Origin of the sequence: Nonomuraea sp. NPDC001831 (assembly GCF_042892035.1) — a bacterium.
Lineage (GTDB): Bacteria > Actinomycetota > Actinomycetes > Streptosporangiales > Streptosporangiaceae > Nonomuraea.
On the sequence record NZ_JBIATU010000002.1, the window covers coordinates 1,004,000 to 1,019,376 of the forward strand.

General features: G+C 71.5%; 15 protein-coding genes. 6 read left to right on the forward strand and 9 right to left on the reverse strand.

Annotation, left to right across the window (positions count from 1 at the left end; all coding sequences use genetic code 11):
- Positions 1–67: 67 nt before the first annotated feature.
- The gene (locus tag ACFYYW_RS10190; RefSeq protein WP_352329176.1) at positions 68–913 is read right to left on the reverse strand and encodes a bifunctional methylenetetrahydrofolate dehydrogenase/methenyltetrahydrofolate cyclohydrolase; all 846 of its coding nucleotides are present in this window, start codon (positions 911–913) and stop codon (positions 68–70) included.
- 271 nt (positions 914–1,184) lie between these two features.
- On the opposite strand from ACFYYW_RS10190, the gene ACFYYW_RS10195 reads away from it, so the two are divergent.
- Positions 1,185–2,084, forward strand: coding sequence for an ROK family protein (locus ACFYYW_RS10195; protein ID WP_387647072.1), 900 nt, complete (start codon positions 1,185–1,187; stop codon positions 2,082–2,084).
- 54 nt (positions 2,085–2,138) lie between these two features.
- Here ACFYYW_RS10195 and ACFYYW_RS10200 read toward each other — a convergent pair whose 3' ends face one another.
- Positions 2,139–2,624, reverse strand: a complete 486-nt coding sequence (locus ACFYYW_RS10200; protein ID WP_387647075.1) for a MarR family winged helix-turn-helix transcriptional regulator — start codon at positions 2,622–2,624, stop codon at positions 2,139–2,141.
- Between the two features lie 346 nt (positions 2,625–2,970).
- On the opposite strand from ACFYYW_RS10200, the gene ACFYYW_RS10205 reads away from it, so the two are divergent.
- Positions 2,971–4,464, forward strand: coding sequence for an FAD-dependent oxidoreductase (locus tag ACFYYW_RS10205; RefSeq protein ID WP_387647078.1), 1,494 nt, complete (start codon positions 2,971–2,973; stop codon positions 4,462–4,464).
- Positions 4,465–4,472: 8 nt separating this feature from the next.
- Here the strand turns inward: ACFYYW_RS10205 and ACFYYW_RS10210 are convergent, their stop codons facing one another.
- From ACFYYW_RS10210 to purN, 3 genes are all read right to left on the reverse strand, one after another.
- Positions 4,473–4,649, reverse strand: coding sequence for a hypothetical protein (locus tag ACFYYW_RS10210; RefSeq protein ID WP_352323910.1), 177 nt, complete (start codon positions 4,647–4,649; stop codon positions 4,473–4,475).
- A gap of 129 nt (positions 4,650–4,778) precedes the next feature.
- Positions 4,779–6,323: a bifunctional phosphoribosylaminoimidazolecarboxamide formyltransferase/IMP cyclohydrolase gene (gene purH / locus ACFYYW_RS10215; RefSeq protein ID WP_387647081.1), complete on the reverse strand. Its 1,545-nt coding sequence runs from the start codon at positions 6,321–6,323 to the stop codon at positions 4,779–4,781.
- A complete protein-coding gene (gene purN, locus ACFYYW_RS10220; RefSeq protein WP_352323907.1) occupies positions 6,320–6,949 on the reverse strand; it encodes a phosphoribosylglycinamide formyltransferase in 630 nt (209 codons plus the stop codon). Before purN ends, purH begins: the two co-directional genes overlap by 4 nt.
- A 76-nt stretch (positions 6,950–7,025) precedes the next feature.
- On the opposite strand from purN, the gene ACFYYW_RS10225 reads away from it, so the two are divergent.
- Positions 7,026–7,445, forward strand: a complete 420-nt coding sequence (locus ACFYYW_RS10225) for a hypothetical protein (protein ID WP_352323906.1) — start codon at positions 7,026–7,028, stop codon at positions 7,443–7,445.
- Positions 7,446–7,503: 58 nt separating this feature from the next.
- Here ACFYYW_RS10225 and ACFYYW_RS10230 read toward each other — a convergent pair whose 3' ends face one another.
- The 3 genes from ACFYYW_RS10230 to sucC all read right to left on the reverse strand — a co-directional run bounded on the left by ACFYYW_RS10230 (position 7,504) and on the right by sucC (position 11,393).
- Positions 7,504–9,141 (reverse strand): DUF6350 family protein, encoded by a 1,638-nt coding sequence (locus ACFYYW_RS10230; RefSeq protein ID WP_352323903.1) that lies wholly within the window; start codon positions 9,139–9,141, stop codon positions 7,504–7,506.
- Between the two features lie 191 nt (positions 9,142–9,332).
- Positions 9,333–10,208 carry a succinate--CoA ligase subunit alpha gene (gene sucD / locus ACFYYW_RS10235; RefSeq protein ID WP_125644468.1) on the reverse strand — a complete coding sequence of 292 codons (876 nt, stop codon included), beginning with the start codon at positions 10,206–10,208 and terminating at the stop codon, positions 9,333–9,335.
- Positions 10,209–10,211: 3 nt separating this feature from the next.
- Positions 10,212–11,393, reverse strand: coding sequence for an ADP-forming succinate--CoA ligase subunit beta (gene sucC, locus ACFYYW_RS10240; protein WP_352323902.1), 1,182 nt, complete (start codon positions 11,391–11,393; stop codon positions 10,212–10,214).
- 353 nt (positions 11,394–11,746) lie between these two features.
- On the opposite strand from sucC, the gene ACFYYW_RS10245 reads away from it, so the two are divergent.
- From ACFYYW_RS10245 to ACFYYW_RS10255, 3 genes are read left to right on the forward strand one after another with little or no spacing between them, the layout of a single operon-like run.
- A complete protein-coding gene (locus ACFYYW_RS10245; protein ID WP_364415157.1) occupies positions 11,747–12,562 on the forward strand; it encodes a hypothetical protein in 816 nt (271 codons plus the stop codon).
- 21 nt (positions 12,563–12,583) lie between these two features.
- On the forward strand, positions 12,584–13,354 hold the full coding sequence (locus ACFYYW_RS10250; protein ID WP_387647087.1) for a hypothetical protein: 771 nt from the start codon (positions 12,584–12,586) through the stop codon (positions 13,352–13,354).
- Between the two features lie 50 nt (positions 13,355–13,404).
- Positions 13,405–14,292 carry a hypothetical protein gene (locus ACFYYW_RS10255; protein ID WP_387647090.1) on the forward strand — a complete coding sequence of 296 codons (888 nt, stop codon included), beginning with the start codon at positions 13,405–13,407 and terminating at the stop codon, positions 14,290–14,292.
- An 85-nt stretch (positions 14,293–14,377) separates the two neighbouring features.
- On the opposite strand, the gene galE is transcribed toward ACFYYW_RS10255, so the two are convergent.
- Positions 14,378–15,355: a UDP-glucose 4-epimerase GalE gene (galE, locus tag ACFYYW_RS10260; RefSeq protein WP_387647092.1), complete on the reverse strand. Its 978-nt coding sequence runs from the start codon at positions 15,353–15,355 to the stop codon at positions 14,378–14,380.
- Positions 15,356–15,377: the final 22 nt, after the last annotated feature.

Consider the following 15,377-nt stretch of genomic DNA (forward strand, 5'->3'; position numbering starts at 1 on the left):
TTCCGTGATGGGGGTAGGGCTGGCTCTTCTTCCCATTCCCCCCATCAGGGCTGTATCCCCCGATCACTCAGGAACGCTCGGCCGCCTCCACGACGTTGGACAGCAGCAGCGCGCGGGTCATCGGCCCGACCCCGCCCGGGTTGGGGGTGAGGAAACCGGCGACCTCCTCGACGTCGGGCGCCACGTCACCGGCGATCTTGCCGTGGACCCGTGAGACGCCCACGTCGAGGACCGCCGCGCCGGGCTTGACCATGTCACGCGTGATGAGCTCGGGCACGCCGGCCGCGGCCACGACGATGTCGGCCCGGCGCACGTGGGCGGCCAGATCCTGGGTGCCGGTGTGGCAGAGGGTCACCGTGGCGTTCTCGCTGCGGCGGGTCAGCAGCAGGCCGAGCGAGCGGCCGACGGTGATGCCCCGGCCCACCACGACGACGTCGGCGCCCTTGATCGGCACGTCGTACTCCTGGAGCAGCAGCACGATGCCGTGGGGCGTGCAGGGCAGGGGCGCGTCGACCATGTGGACGAGGCGGCCGAGGTTGACCGGGTGGAGGCCGTCGGCGTCCTTGGCCGGGTCCATGCGCTCCAGCAGCGCCATCGTGTCGATCTGCTTCGGCAGCGGGAGCTGGACGATGTAGCCGGTGCAGGCCGGGGAGGCGTTGAGCTCGTCGACGGCCGCCTCGACGTCCTTCTGGGTGGCGGTGGCCGGGAGGTCGACGCGGATGGAGGCGATGCCGACCTCGGCGCAGTCGCGGTGCTTGCCCGCGACGTAGATCTGGCTGCCCGGGTCGTCGCCCACCAGGACGGTGCCCAGGCCGGGCGTGATGCCGCGGTCCTTGAGCGCGGCCACCCGGGTCGCGAGGTCTGCCTTGATCCTGGCGGCTGTCGCCTTGCCGTCGAGTTTCACTGCGCTCATGCCGTCAATCCTTCCATGACTGGTCGGCTTCCCGTCACCGGCCGCGCGCCCGTCCACAGTTTTTCCACAGATGGGAGGCAGGCGGCGTCCGTTGTCCACAGGCGAACGATGACATCGTTGTCATCGATCAAGGAAGGGCATATCGTGTCGGGCGCCGACACCATGCCCGTGTCGGGCGCCGACACCATGCTCTCCGGAGGTTCCCCTTGCGCGCCCGCTCCCCCCTGCCACGCCTCGGCGGCCTCCGCCGGCCCGGCCGCCGCGTACCCGGATGACCTGCGTACTCGCCGTCGACATCGGCGGCACCAAGCTCGCCGCCGCGCTGGTCGACGAGGCCGGCTCCCTGCTGCGCTCGGCCACGCGGCCCACGCCGCCCGCCGACGTCATGTCCGCGCTGGCGGCCCTGGTCGCGGAGGTGACCGGCGGAGGCCCGCCGCCGCACGCCGTCGGCGTCGGCTGCGCCGGCCCGCTCGACCTCACCACGGGCACGGTGAGCCCGGTGAACATGCCGAGCTGGCGCGGCTTCCCGCTGCGCGACGAGCTGCGACGGCTGACCGGCCTGCCCGTGGTGCTGGCCGGCGACGCCCAGTGCATGGCGCTCGGCGAACACTGGCTGGGCGCCGGGCAGGGCAGCACGTCGCTGCTCGGCGTCGTCGTGTCCACCGGCATCGGCGGCGGCCTGGTGATCGGCGGCGCGCCGCTGCTCGGCCCTGCGGGCAACGCGGGGCACGTCGGCCACATGAGCGTCGATCCCGGCGGCGAGCGCTGCGAGTGCGGCGGCCGCGGCTGCGTCGAGCGCTACTCCAGCGGCCCCAACCTGGCCCGCTGGGCCCTGGAGCACGGCTGGGCGCCCGCAGGCGACCGCGACGCCAGGGCGCTGGCCGCCGACGCGTCCGCCGGGCATCCGGTGGCGCTGGCGGCCTTCGAGCGCGGCGCCCGTGCGCTGGCCGGCCTGATCGCCTCCACGGCGGCCGCGGTCGAGCTCGACACCGTGGTCATCGGCGGCGGCGTGTCGGCGGCCGGCGCGGTGCTGTTCGGCCCGCTGGAGCGGGCGCTCGACGACGTGGCGGGGCTGGCGTTCGTCCGGGCGGTCCGGGTGCGGCCGACCACGCTGGGCGTGCGCGCGGGCCTGGCGGGGGCCGCCCGGCTGGCCTGGCGCCTGTCCGGCTAGCGGGCCGGGCGGCCTGGGCGGCGGCCTCCCGGACGGCCTCCGGGCTTCGACGCCCTAGCCGCTCTCTTCCTTCTCGGCCGCGGACATGGCGAGCATGTCGTCCACGCACCTGCGCATCAGTTGCTCGAACTGAACGAGGTCCCGGTCGCTCCATTCGGCGAACGCGGAGTCCACGAGCCGCTGCCGGGCCTCGTCGAGCGCGTCCGTGACGCGACGGCCCGCGCTGGTGATCACGGCTTCCTTGACCCGCCGGTCCGCCGGGTTCGCACGCCGCTCGATCAGGCCGAGCTCGGCGAGTTTGGCCACCTGCCGGCTGACGGTGGTGTGGTCGCGTCCCGCCCGTTCGGCGAGTTCGACCACGCCGATCGGCCCGAACCGCCGGATTCCGACGATCAGCTTGAACAACGCGCGGTCGAGATCGATGCCCGCTTCGGCCATGAGGACCTCGTCGCGTTGCGGCAGGTTCATGAGCGCGATCAGGTCGACGAGCGATTCGTGCAGGCGCCGGAACGTGATGTGCCGGCGGTGTTGGGAAGCCATGCTCGCCACCGATGCCTTACCTGCCCTTGCGGACGGACGGGGAGGTGCCAAGGATACCGGCCCCCTTCGGCACGCCCGCGAAGACGCCTCTTCGCACGGCGAAGATACGAAGACGTGCTCAGAATACACATAATTTCTGGCACCGGAACAGCGACACCTGGACCATGCGACTGCGCCATGCAAGCCCAGCTCAGCTCGCCCATAACGGTGATCGCGAAGGCTCCAAGGCACCAGGGGCGGCTTGACGGCCACTCCATCCACGGCACATACTCCGTGCTAAATACACATAATTTCGGATCGGGCGGGACCCCCTGCCCGGCCGACCGTCACCGACGGAGAGTGAACCGTGGCACGCAACGAAGACCTTGATGTGCTCGTCTGTGGTTCCGGCGCGGCGGGATTGACCCTCGCCATCGATCTCGCCCGAAGGAACATCGCGTTCCGGTTGATCGACAAGGCCCCGCACCCGTTCGCCGGCTCGCGCGGCAAGGGCATCCAGCCGCGCACCGAGGAGGTGTTCGAGGACCTCGGCGTGATCGACCGGATCGTCGCCTCGGGGGGCGAGTATCCTCCCCTGCGCACCTACACCCCCGACGGACCGGTCGACAGGCACGCCGGGATCCCGCCGGAGCCGACGCCCGCCGAGCCGTACCAGATCCCGCTGCTCGTTCCGCAGTTCCTCACCGAGCGCAGGCTGCGGGAGCGGCTGGCCGAACTCGGCCACGCCCCGGAGTACGGCTGCGAACTCGTCGGCTTCGAGCAGGACCCCGACGGCGTGACCGCGCGGATCGCCACCCCGGGCGGCGAGCGGAGCGTGCGAGCCGCCTACCTGGTCGGCGCCGACGGCGGATCGAGCTTCGTCCGCAAGGCCCTCGGCATCGAGTTCCGCGGGAAGTCCCTCGGCGTGCGGGCGCTCGTGGCCGACGTGCGGGCCGACGGCGCCTCCTCGCGCGTGTGGCACCGCTGGGGCGACGAGCAGCCCGAGCGCAGCGTCTCGCTGTGCCCGCTGCACGGCACCGACCTGTTCCAGTACATGGCCCCGGTCCCCCTCGACATGGACGTCGACCTCTCGGCCGAAGGGCTCACCGCCCTGCTCCACGAGCGCGGCGGCCAGGACGTCGTGATCCGCGAGGTGTCCTGGGCGTCGGTGTTCACGATGCAGGCCCGGCTGGCCGACGCCTACCGGCGTGGCCGCGTGCTCCTGGCCGGGGACGCCGCGCACTGCCATCCGCCGACCGGCGGTCAGGGCCTGAACACGAGCATCCAGGACGCCTACAACCTCGGCTGGAAGCTCGCCGCCGTGCTCGACGGCGCGCCGGAGTCACTGCTGGCGACCTACGAGGAGGAGCGCCGGCCGGTCGCCGAGGCGGTCCTCGGCCTGTCCGAGAAGCTGCTCGAAGCGGCCAGGAACCGCGAGATGCGCCGGGGCCGCGAGGTGACCCAGCTCGACGTCGGCTACCCGGACTCGTCCCTGTCGCCGGCCGGCCTGGAGCCCGGCGAGGGCGTGGCGTCCGGCGACCGCGCGCCCGACGCTCCCGTCACCGGCGCGGGCGGGCTGCCCACGCGGCTGTTCAGCCTGTTCCAGGGACCGCACTGGACCCTGCTCGGCTACGAGCCCGGCGCCGCCGCGGTCCCGGATCCGCGCAGGGGCCTGCGCGTCCACGTCGTCGGCGACGACATCCTCGACACCGGGGGCCACGTCCGGAGCGCGTACGGGCTGGCGCCCGGGCAGTGGGCGCTCATCCGGCCGGACGGATACGTCGCGGCCGTGGCCGGCACCGCCGAACTCGGCACGATCGAGACCTACCTCGACGGCGTCGGCGTCCGTCCCGTGCGGTGACGCGGCGCCTAGTCGCGCTCGGCGAAGCGGGCCTCGCGGCGCTCGATGATCCGGCGGGTGTACGGGATGAGCTCGACGACCCGGCTGCCGAGGTAGGCACCGATGAAGGCGAGGACCAGCAGGACGAACGGGCTGGTCGAGAAGCCGTTCATGGTCACGAAGGCATGCAGGGTCGCGTCGAGCATGGAAACTCCGGGGGAATCAGCACAGCAGGGCGGCAATCAGGGTAACCGGGGAGTGCCGATGCTCGCCGCCAAAAACGGATAAAGGGCAACAAGTGATCTCTTGTTGCCCTTTATCCGATGAACCGGTGATCAGTGGAAGAAGTGGCGGGTGCCGGTGAAGTAGAGGGTGACGCCCGCCTGCTCACAGGCGTCGATCACCTCCTGGTCCCGGATCGAGCCGCCCGGCTCCACGATCGCCTTGACCCCGGCCTCGATCAGCACCTGCGGCCCGTCGGGGAACGGGAAGAACGCGTCGGAGGCGGCGACCGAGCCGGCCGCCCGCTCCCCCGCCCGGCTCACCGCGAGGCGGCAGGAGTCGACCCGGTTGACCTGGCCCATGCCCACGCCCACCGTGGCGCCGCCGGCGGCCAGCAGGATCGCGTTCGACTTCACCGAGCGCGAGGCGCGCCAGGCGAAGGCCAGGTCGGCCAGCAGCTCGGGCGAGGCGGCCGCGCCGGTCTTGAGCTCCCACGCCGACGGGTCGTCGCCGGTGGCGTCGATCCGGTCGACCGCCTGCAGCAGCAGGCCGCCGTCGACGCGGCGGAACTCCAGCGGCTGGGACGGCCCCTCCGGGCAGCGCAGCAGGCGCAGGCTCTTCTTGGCCCGCAACACCTCCAGCGCCTCCGCGCTGAAGCCGGGGGCCACGACGACCTCGGTGAACACGTCGGCGATCTGCCGGGCCAGCTCGACGGTGACCTCGCGGTTGACCGCGATCACGCCGCCGTAGGCCGAGACGGGGTCGCAGGCGTGGGCCTTGCGGTGGGCCTCGGCCACGTCGGCGCCGACGGCGATGCCGCACGGGTTCTGGTGCTTGATGACGGCCACGCAGGGCTCGGCGAAGTCCCAGGCCGCCCGCCAGGCCGCGTCGGAGTCGAGGTAGTTGTTGTAGGACATCTCCTTGCCGTGCAGCTGCTCGGCGTTGGCCAGGCCGCCGGAGCCGGCGGTGTAGAGGGCGGCGCGCTGGTGCGGGTTCTCGCCGTAGCGCAGGGTCGCCTTGCGCTCGTACGCGACGCCGGTGAACTCGGGGAACTCCTCCTCCCCGCCCGCGTACGGCCCGGCGAACCAGTTGGCCACGGCGACGTCGTAGGCGGCGGTGTGGGCGTAGGCGACCCCGGCCAGGCGGCGGCGCTCGTGCAGCGTGAACCCGCCCTCCTCCAGCGCGGTGAGCACGTCGCCGTAGGCGGCGGGGTCGACCACGACCGCGCAGGTGGCGTGGTTCTTGGCGGCGCCCCTGATCATCGCGGGCCCGCCGATGTCGATCTGCTCGACGCACTCCTCGTCGGAGGCGCCGGAGGCCACCGTCTGCTGGAACGGGTAGAGGTTGACCACCACGAGCTGGAACGGGTCGATCTCCAGCTCGTCGAGCTGGGCCACGTGGCTGGGCTTGGTGAGGTCGGCCAGCAGGCCGGCGTGCACGCGCGGGTGCAGCGTCTTGACCCGGCCGTCGAGGCACTCGGGGAAGCCGGTGAGCTGCTCCACCTTGGTCACCGGGATCCCGTGGGACGCGATCGCGGCGGCCGTGCCGCCTGTCGACACGATCTCCACGCCGGCGCCGTCGAGTGCCCTGGCCAGCTCTTCGAGCCCGGACTTGTCGTAGACAGCGATCAGCGCGCGCCGGATGGCGATGCGAGTCACGTGCTTTCCCCTCCTGATTGGTTGCCGATGCGGACGGTGCGTCCGCTGACCGTCCAGCCCTCGCGGGCCATCCGGCCGACGATGTCGACGAGCAGGCGGCGCTCGACGGTCTTGATGCGCTCGTGCAGGACCGGCTCGTCGTCGTCCGGCAGCACGGGCACCGCCTCCTGGGCGACGATCGGCCCCGTGTCGATCCCCGCGTCGGCCAGCATCACGGTGCAGCCGGTCACCTTCACCCCGTGGGCCAGCGCGTCGCGCACGCCGTGGGCGCCGGGGAAGGACGGCAGCAGCGCCGGATGGGTGTTGAGCACGGGGAACGCGTCGAGCGTGGGCGCACCCAAAATCTTCATGAAGCCCGCCGACACCACCAGGTCGGGCTCGTACGATGCGATCCTGTCGGCGAGGGCGGCATCCCAGTCCGCCCGAGTCGCATGATCGCTCAGTTTTTCAACAAATGTCGGGACGTTTGCCCTGGTGGCCCTGGCCAGGCCCTCTATGCCGTCCCGATCCGCGCCCACCGCCACCACGCGCGCACCGTACGACGGGTCGGCGGAAGCGTCCAGCAGGGCCTGTAGGTTGGTTCCAGAGCCGGAGACGAGGACGACGAGCCGCCCAGCCTTTGACACGCACACTCCAAAGAATGGAAACAGGGTGGGGCTGACAGGGTATCTGTTCCTCGCCCGGCGACGCAGAGGAGGTCAGGTGTCGACACCGGTGCAGGCACCGGCGGGTCAGCAGCCCGCCGATTCAGCGGGTCGCCGTGCGATCTGGTTGTCCATCGCGGCGCTGGCCATGACGTTCATGCTGCCGCTCGCCGGCCTGGTCATGGCCCTGTTCGCGCTCATGTCGGGCATCCGCGCGCTGCCGCGGCTGCGCAGCGCCCACAAGCCCACCGGCACGGCCGTCGGCGGCATCACCATCTCCTCCATCGCGCTGGCCCTGTCGGCCATGGCCACGGGGATGCAGCTCTACCTGATGGACGAATACTCCGCCTACCAGGAGTGCATGAAGGGCGCGGGCACGGTCTCGGCCCAGGGCGAGTGCTTCACCCAGTTCAGGGACGCCGCACAGCGCAAGCTGCCGCCCGACGTCCTCCAGCTGCTCGGGGCGATGCAGTCCTAGACACCGGGCCGGCGGCCCGCACGTCGGGCGGCGTCCCGGCGCGGCTCGCCGGGCCCGGCTAGTCGCGGTCCCAGGCGTAGGGGTCGACGTAGATGACGTGACCGCCGCGGTCGTCGGACTCGTCCACGATGTCCTTGCGCGGCGGGCGGGCCGGGCCGGCTGAGGGCTCGGCCGGGCGCGGGCGGGCCTGGGCCAGGGTCTCGGCCTCGGCGGAGGCGTGCTCGTCCTGCCAGTCGTCCCTGATGACCGGGATCTCCTGGGTGTCGGCCTCGGTGGCGTCCATCCAGTGGCCGGGCAGCGGGCGCGGGTCGGACTCGGCCAGGCCCACCTTGCTGGCCGCCTTGGCGATGGCCGCCCCCGCCTTGCGGACCGGCGCGGCGGCCTTGTCGAGCGGCGCGCGAGCCTTCTTGTTGAGCAGCAGCAGGTTGGCCACGCCCGCCGAGATGCCGGCCGCCACGCCCACCTCCAGGGCCACCGACAGGGCCACCTCCCAGGGGGACGGGCCGATCGCCGACAGCCGGCCGCCGCCGATGGGCCCGCCGGACAGCGCGGCCAGCAGGCCGGCCACCAGGCCGGTGCAGACGCCGGTCAGGAAGCCCCACAGGGGGGCGGCCTCGTACGAATGCGAGGGCGAGATGCGGGCCACGAACACGCCCGCCACCGCGCCCGCCGCGAACGGCAGCGCGATCACCGCCATCATCCACGCGGGCACGGGCCCGCTCTCGGGCAGCGCGCCCAGCAGCGGCAGGCTCGGCACCGTGCCGAGCTCGACGCCGGTCGGGGCGACCAGCGTGTCCGCGCCGATGGCGAAGCCGGGGCCGGCGATGTAGGAGGAGGCCCAGATCACGGCGTTGAGCAGGTAGAGGAGCTGGAGCAGCAACAGCAGCACGCCGCCGACGAAGCCCGGCGCGAGCACGTTCGACAGCTCCCTGACCTGGCCGAAGTTCAGCACGACCGCGACCAGCACCAGCCCCAGCCCGCAGACCAGCAGCGCCGTGGTGGCGACCGCCGTGCCGACCGTGACGGCCCGCAGCCGCTCGGGCAGCAGCTTGAGCATGATCCGCCACGGGCCGATCATGCGCGCGGTGGCCAGCGAGCCCGCCAGGAAGGCCAGCACGAAGTGGCTGAGCAGCGCCTCGCCGATGAACGGCTGGGTGATCTCGTTGCGCGCCACCAGCGCGATCAGCCCGGCCAGCAGCGCGTACGGCGCCGCCAGCGAGACGCCCGCCTGGCCGACCAGCACGAGCTGCGCGCGGCGGCGGGCGTTGGCCTGCTCGCGCGGGCTGTTCTTGGGCAGCCGGGCGGGCAGGCGCAGCCGCAGGTCGGCGTCGCGGGCCATCCAGCGGCCGGCGCGGTAGAGCAGGAAGGCGGGCAGCACCATCAGCCCGAGGGGCAGCAGCCCGACCCGGCCGCCGGGCATCGCGAACCCCGCGTGGTGCGCGGCGAGCCAGAGCTGCGCCGCCGCGCGGAACACGCCGGGCAGGCCCGCGCCGAGCGTGCCGCGCGGCGCGGCGATCCAGCCGACGAGGGTGAGCGTGGTGAGCACGGCCAAGCCGACGCCGAGCGTGCAGGCGGCGGCGAGCATGCCCGACACGGGTAGCGGCCGCCTCGACTCGTCGTCGTCGGTCGAGACCCCGGGGAGCTTGCCGAGCACCGACTTGGGGGCGGTACGCAACTGGTCGAGAATGGCCGTCACAGATGCGATTTTCTCAATCTTTCCCAACCATCGCTTGGTTGACGCGCCGCAGAGGGTCCACTTTGTCGCCCGTGAGACCCCCGCGAACGCGCCTCGCCCCCTTTCCCCGCCCTTTACGCACCGCCCCGGCGGCCTCCGGACATGGAAAAGCCCCGCATGGCGGCGGCCAGACGGGGCTTTTCCATGCGTGACTAGCGGGACTGCATGATCTCGCGCATCAGGCGGGCCGTCTCGGAGGGGGTCTTGCCGACGCGGACGCCGACCTTCTCCAGGGCCTCCTTCTTGGCCTGGGCGGTGCCGGCCGAGCCGGAGACGATGGCGCCGGCGTGGCCCATCGTCTTGCCCTCGGGGGCGGTGAAGCCCGCGACGTAGGCCACGACCGGCTTGGTGACGTGCTGCTCGATGTAGGCCGCGGCCCGCTCCTCGGCGTCGCCGCCGATCTCACCGATCATCACGATCGCGTCGGTGTCGGGGTCGTCCTGGAAGGCCTGGAGCGCGTCGATGTGCGTGGTGCCGATGACCGGGTCGCCGCCGATGCCGACCGCGGTGGAGAAACCGAAGTCGCGCAGCTCGTACATGAGCTGGTAGGTCAGCGTGCCGGACTTCGAGACCAGGCCGATGCGGCCGGCGGTGGTGATGTCGGCGGGGATGATGCCGGCGTTGGACGCGCCGGGCGAGGCGATGCCGGGGCAGTTGGGCCCGATGATGCGGGTCTTGTTGCCCTTGGCCACCGCGTACGCCCAGAACTCGGTCGAGTCGTGGACCGGGATGCCCTCGGTGATCACGACGCAGAGCGGGATCTCGGCGTCGACGGCCTCCTTGACGGCGGCCTTGGTGTGGGCCGGCGGCACGAAGACGACCGACACGTCGGCGCCGGTCTGCTCCATGGCCTCCTTCACCGTGCCGAACACGGGCAGGCCCTCGTGCGTGATGCCCGCCTTGCGGGCGTTGACGCCGCCGACGACCTTCGCGCCGGAGGCGAGCATGCGGCGGGTGTGCTTGGTGCCCTCACCGCCGGTCATGCCCTGAACAATGATCTTGCTGTTCTCGGTCAGCCAGATAGCCATGACTCACGCACCTACCGCAGCGAGCTCGGCGGCCCGCTTGGCCGCGTCGTCCATCGTGTCAACCAGCTCGACCCGCGGGAGCGCGGCGTCGGCCAGGATCTGCCGCCCGAGCTGGGCGTTGTTGCCGTCGAGGCGGACCACCAGCGGGTGCGTGACGGCCTCGCCGCGGCTCTCCAGCAGCTTGAACGCCGAGACGATGCCGTTGGCCACGGCGTCGCAGGCGGTGATGCCGCCGAAGACGTTCACGAAGATCGACTTGACGCTCGGGTCGGAGAGGATGATCTCCAGGCCCGCGGCCATGACCTCGGCCGAGGCGCCGCCGCCGATGTCGAGGAAGTTCGCCGGGGACGGCTTGCCGGGGAACGCCTCGCCCGCGTAGGCCACCACGTCGAGGGTGGACATGACCAGGCCGGCGCCGTTGCCGATGATGCCGACGTTGCCGTCGAGCTTGACGTAGTTGAGGTCCTTCTCCTTGGCCTTGGCCTCCAGAGGGTCCTCGGCGGCCTTGTCGGCCAGCGCCTCGTGGTCGGCCTGGCGGAAGCCGGCGTTCTCGTCGAGGGTGACCTTGCCGTCGAGGGCCTTCACCTGGCCGTCGGCCGACAGGATCATCGGGTTGACCTCGACCAGCGTGGCGTCCTCGTCGACGAAGCAGTGCCACAGCTTCTCGATGAGCTCGGCGGCGCCGTCGAGCGACTTCTCGGGCAGCCCGCCGGCCACCGCGATCTCGCGGGCCTTGGCGCGGTCGATGCCGTCGAGGGCCGAGACCGGCACCTTGGCGACCTTCTCCGGCGTGCTGTGGGCGACCTCTTCGATGTCCATGCCGCCGGCGGCGGAGCAGATCGCGAGGAAGGTGCGGTTGGCGCGGTCGAGCAGGAAGGAGAAGTAGTACTCCTCCGCGATCGCGCTGGCCTCCTCCACGAGCACCTTGTGGACCGTGTGGCCCTTGATGTCCATGCCGAGGATGGCGGTGGCCTTCTCGACGGCGTCGGCGGCGTCGTCGGCCACCTTCACGCCGCCGGCCTTGCCCCGACCGCCGGTCTTGACCTGGGCCTTGACGACAACGCGGCCGGTCAGCTCCTCAGCCGCCGCCCGCACCTCCTCCACGGTGTTGGCGACGATGCCGCGTGGCACCGGGATGCCGTAGTCAGCGAAGAGCTCCTTCGCCTGATGTTCGAACAGGTCCACGAGGGTCCGTCCTTGCTTATCCGACTGATGTTCGACGGCCCGGGCAACTGCGCTGACGGTCGCGTCCGCTCGCCGCTCGTGTCGGCTTCGTGCCTCGCTCTCTCACGGCGAGCTCCTACGCTCAGGGGTGCGTGCCGGGCGTTTCCGCCAGTGAAGCCTAGCCCCAAGCTTGACCTGCACAGGTCATCGGGGCACGGTTCTTCCGCTATGTGACGGTGATCTCACTTCACCATGTCCCTCCCTGCACCGAAAGTGCACCAATTTGCCGCCTTATGCGGTGTCTGTCGATATATGGTCGTGATCTTCAATTGGCAGGATTCCTGCTCCCCTCATTCTTGATCTGAAGGAATCGGATGAAGCGAATTATCGCGGGCCTGGCCCTGGCCTCCGCGGCGGCGCTCGTGACCGCGACCCCGGCCCAGGCCGCGCCCGCGGACCCGGCGAAGGCGCTGAAGAAGCAGTACGTCGCCGGGCACGGCGTACGGTTCACCGAGACGTCCCGCTCCTCGATGGACGGCAAGAGCACCGGCGCCACGAAGACGTCCGGCGTTCTGGAGTTCGGCAGGTCCGGAATCGTCGCCTCGGACGTACGTAATCACGGCATCGGCAAGAACGCCGACGTGTTCGCGTCGCTCATGCCGGCCCGGGTCATCACCGTGGGCAAGCACGTATATGCGCAGGGCGGCCTTTACAGCGAGGGCCTGCCCGAGGGCAGGAAGTGGGTCCGCTACCCCGACACCGGCATGCGGATCAGCACCTCCAACCAGATGCTGGACGTCTTCGAGCCCAAGGTGCTGAAGGCCCTCGTCTCCCACGCCGCGAGCACCAAGGGCGGCATCTACCGCGGCTCGGTCACGGTGAAGGAACTGGGCAAGATCTACGGCCAGAGCGTCAACAAGAAGGTCGCCAAGGTCAAGGTCTCGTACCTGCTCGCCGTGGACTCCAAGGGCCTGGTCACCAGGGTCGTCAGCGACTGGACGCTCGACTACGGCATCCTCGGCACCAGCCACAGCACGACCGAGACCCGCTTCACCGGCTGGGGCGTCAAGGTCAAGGTCAAGGCCCCGCCGGCCGACCAGGTGACCGACGTCGCCGACCTCGGCGACGACAGCACGGTCCCGCAGAACATCCCGGACGGCTCACTCAACTCCCTGGGCAACGTCAGGTAGCCCCCCTCCTAAGGACCCCTCATGAAGCGAATGCTCGCGGCCGCGGTGACGGCCGCGGCACTCATCCCGGCCGTCCCCGCACAGGCGGCCACGGACCCGGTCGCCGCCCTGAAGCGGCAGTTCGCCCCGGGCCACGGGGTGACGATCTCGGAGACCGCGCGGACCGAGTCGAAGCGCCCGCGCGACGGCGAGGTCACCCGCATGGCCGGCTCCGTGCAGTTCGGCGCGTCCGGGCCCGTCGCGGCCGACGTCGTGTTCAGGACGATCGGCGAGGACGACAGCCGGCAACGCTGGATCAGCGTCGGCGGCAAGGTGTACGTGCAGGCGGCCGGCCTGGCCGACGACATGCCCATGGGCCGGACGTGGGTACTCATGGAGCACCTCAAGGGCAAGGTGATCACCTCGGCCCAGCCGGTCGACGTGCTGGCGCCCAAGACGGTCAAGGCCCTGCTCTCGCATGCCGCCGCCCCCGAGGACGGCCTCCGCCAGGGCGCGCTGACCCGCGCGCAGGCGCGCGGGGCCGGCGCGTACGAAGGCTTCCGCTACCGGCTGGGCCTGAACGCCCAGGCGTTGCCCGACCGCGTCGTCACCGGCCAGAACCTCGCGCCGGGCTCGCGGATCGTCGTCGAGACCCGGCTCTCGGGCTGGGGCGCGAAGGTCAGCGTCAAGGCGCCCCCGGTGGACGAGGTCATCACCTACAAGGACCTGATGGCCGAGCAGCGGGCCAGAGCCGAGAAGCTCCGCCAGGACATCCCCGACGGTTCCACCAGCTCGCTCGGCCTGTTCGACTGAGCCGCCGAGCTGTCCACACAATCCCCCTCGAACCAAGGACACAACCGCACATGAAGCGACCCCTCACCGGCGTCGCGCTGGCGACGGCCGCCGCCCTGGTGGCCGCCACCCCCGCGCTGCTGGCGGCTCCGGCCCAGGCGGCCGCGCCCAAGAACCCCGTGGCCGCCGTGAAGAAGCAGCTCGTCCCCGGCAAGGGGGTGAAGTTCAGCGAGCGCATCAGCGTCAGCGACGGTGTGCGCAGCGAGGTCTTCATCCGGCGCACGGGAACCTTCCAGTTCAGCAAGTCGGGCCTCGCCGCCTCGGACATCACCGCCAAGTTCGCCATCAACCTGTCCGACCTGGGCGAGGACGCGCCGGAGACGCTCAAGGCCCTGGCCACGCCCGAGCGCACGATCCGGATCGGCACCACGTCGTACCTGTCCGGCGGCATGTGGAGCAAGGTCCTGCCCGAGGGCGAGACCTGGTTCAAGGCCCCGCACGGCCCGACGGGCGGCCTCACCGGCACGTTCGGCCAGCCGGTGAACGTCGCCGAGCAGGCCACGCTCAAGACCCTGCTCAAGACCGCCAAGCCGGTGAGCGGCGGCTACGCCGGCAAGATCACCGTCCGCGACCTCCGGAAGATCTCGCCCTGGTACCGGTCGAGCGCGATCGACCCGAGCCCCAAGGCCAAGCAGCTGAAGAGCGTCATCAGCTGGAAGCTCACCGTGAACGCGGCCGGCCTGCCGGTGCGCCTGGTGGCCACGTTCCCGCAGACCGCGATCACCGGCTCGGGCTCCGCGAAGGACGGCGGCGTGCGGGTCGACACCCGGTTCACCGGCTGGGGCGACGCCGTGTCGATCAAGGCTCCGACGGGTGACGACGTCTCCAGCGAGTTCGAGAACGGCAAGGACGACATCTCCTCCCTCGACCTGCCGTTCGGCGTCAGCGTCGCCAAGTAGCACCCCGCCGCCGAGGCCCGCGCCTCTCCCGTCGCCGCTTGGCGGGAGGGGCGCGGCGCCCGGCGGGCGCGCGGGTCAGGCCGGGTCAGGCCAGGCGGGAGTCGCGCAGGGCGGCCCACTCCAGCGAGTGCCTGATGCCCTCCTCGACGGTGAACCTGGTCTCCCAGCCGAGCAGCCGCCGCGCCCGGTCGCTGCGCGTGTACGCCCCCGCCACGTCGCCGGGCCGGGCGGGCGCCTCGACCACGTCGATCGGCCGGTCGACGACCCGGTTGAACGCCTCGACCAGCTCGCGGACCGTCGTGCCGGCGCCGGTGCCGAGGTTGATCACGTCGGCGTCCAGGGAGTCGAACCGGCGCAGCGCCGCCACGTGCGCGGCGGCCAGGTCCCAGACGTGGACGTAGTCGCGGATGCCCGTGCCGTCGCTCGTCGGGTAGTCGGTGCCGGTGATCGCGAACGGCACGCCGTCCTCGTACGCCTCGATCATCTTGCCCAGGGCGTGGCTGGGACGGCGCAGTTGCAGGCCCGTGCGCATGGCCGGGTCGGCGCCGATCGGGTTGAAGTAGCGCAGCGACAGGATGCGGATCGGGCGGGTGGCGGCGATGTCGGCGAACATGGCCTCGCAGACCGCCTTGGTCCGCGCGTACGGGCTCTGCGGGGCGAGCGGCGAGCTCTCGTCCACGGTGTGGTCCGCGCCGGCCTGGTAGATCGACGCGGACGAGCTGAAGATCATCCGCTCGCAGCCGTTGCGCAGCAGGTGGTCGGTGAGCTCCAGGCTCTTGGCGACGTTCGCGCGGTAGTAGCCGACCGGGTCCGCGACGGAGTCGGGCACGACGATCAGGGCCGCGCAGTGGACGACGGCCTCGATGTCGGGTTGCTCGGCGAAGATCTTGTCGACGAGGGCGCCGTCGTCGATGTCGCCCTCGTAGAAGACCCGTCCCTCGGCGAACTCCCTGCGGCCCGTCACGAGGCTGTCGAGGATCACGGGCTCGATGCCGGCGTCGAGGCACGCCGACCCGATCGTGCTGCCGATGTAGCCCGCCCCACCGGTAATCAATACGCGCATGCCCCGAACCCTATGGGGATGT

Bases quoted from the DNA above. Each gene is read 5' to 3' on its own strand.
- ACFYYW_RS10250 (WP_387647087.1), top strand. From the start codon at position 12,584: ATGAAGCGAATGCTCGCGGCCGCGGTGACGGCCGCGGCACTCATCCCG.
- ACFYYW_RS10210 (WP_352323910.1), bottom strand. From the start codon at position 4,649: ATGCTCGACGCGACCCTGCATGCCTTCGTGACCATGAACGGCTTCTCG.
- ACFYYW_RS10245 (WP_364415157.1), top strand. From the start codon at position 11,747: ATGAAGCGAATTATCGCGGGCCTGGCCCTGGCCTCCGCGGCGGCGCTC.
- ACFYYW_RS10200 (WP_387647075.1), bottom strand. From the start codon at position 2,624: ATGGCTTCCCAACACCGCCGGCACATCACGTTCCGGCGCCTGCACGAA.
- sucD (WP_125644468.1), bottom strand. From the start codon at position 10,208: ATGGCTATCTGGCTGACCGAGAACAGCAAGATCATTGTTCAGGGCATG.
- galE (WP_387647092.1), bottom strand. From the start codon at position 15,355: ATGCGCGTATTGATTACCGGTGGGGCGGGCTACATCGGCAGCACGATC.
- ACFYYW_RS10190 (WP_352329176.1), bottom strand. From the start codon at position 913: ATGAGCGCAGTGAAACTCGACGGCAAGGCGACAGCCGCCAGGATCAAG.
- ACFYYW_RS10195 (WP_387647072.1), top strand. From the start codon at position 1,185: ATGACCTGCGTACTCGCCGTCGACATCGGCGGCACCAAGCTCGCCGCC.
- ACFYYW_RS10255 (WP_387647090.1), top strand. From the start codon at position 13,405: ATGAAGCGACCCCTCACCGGCGTCGCGCTGGCGACGGCCGCCGCCCTG.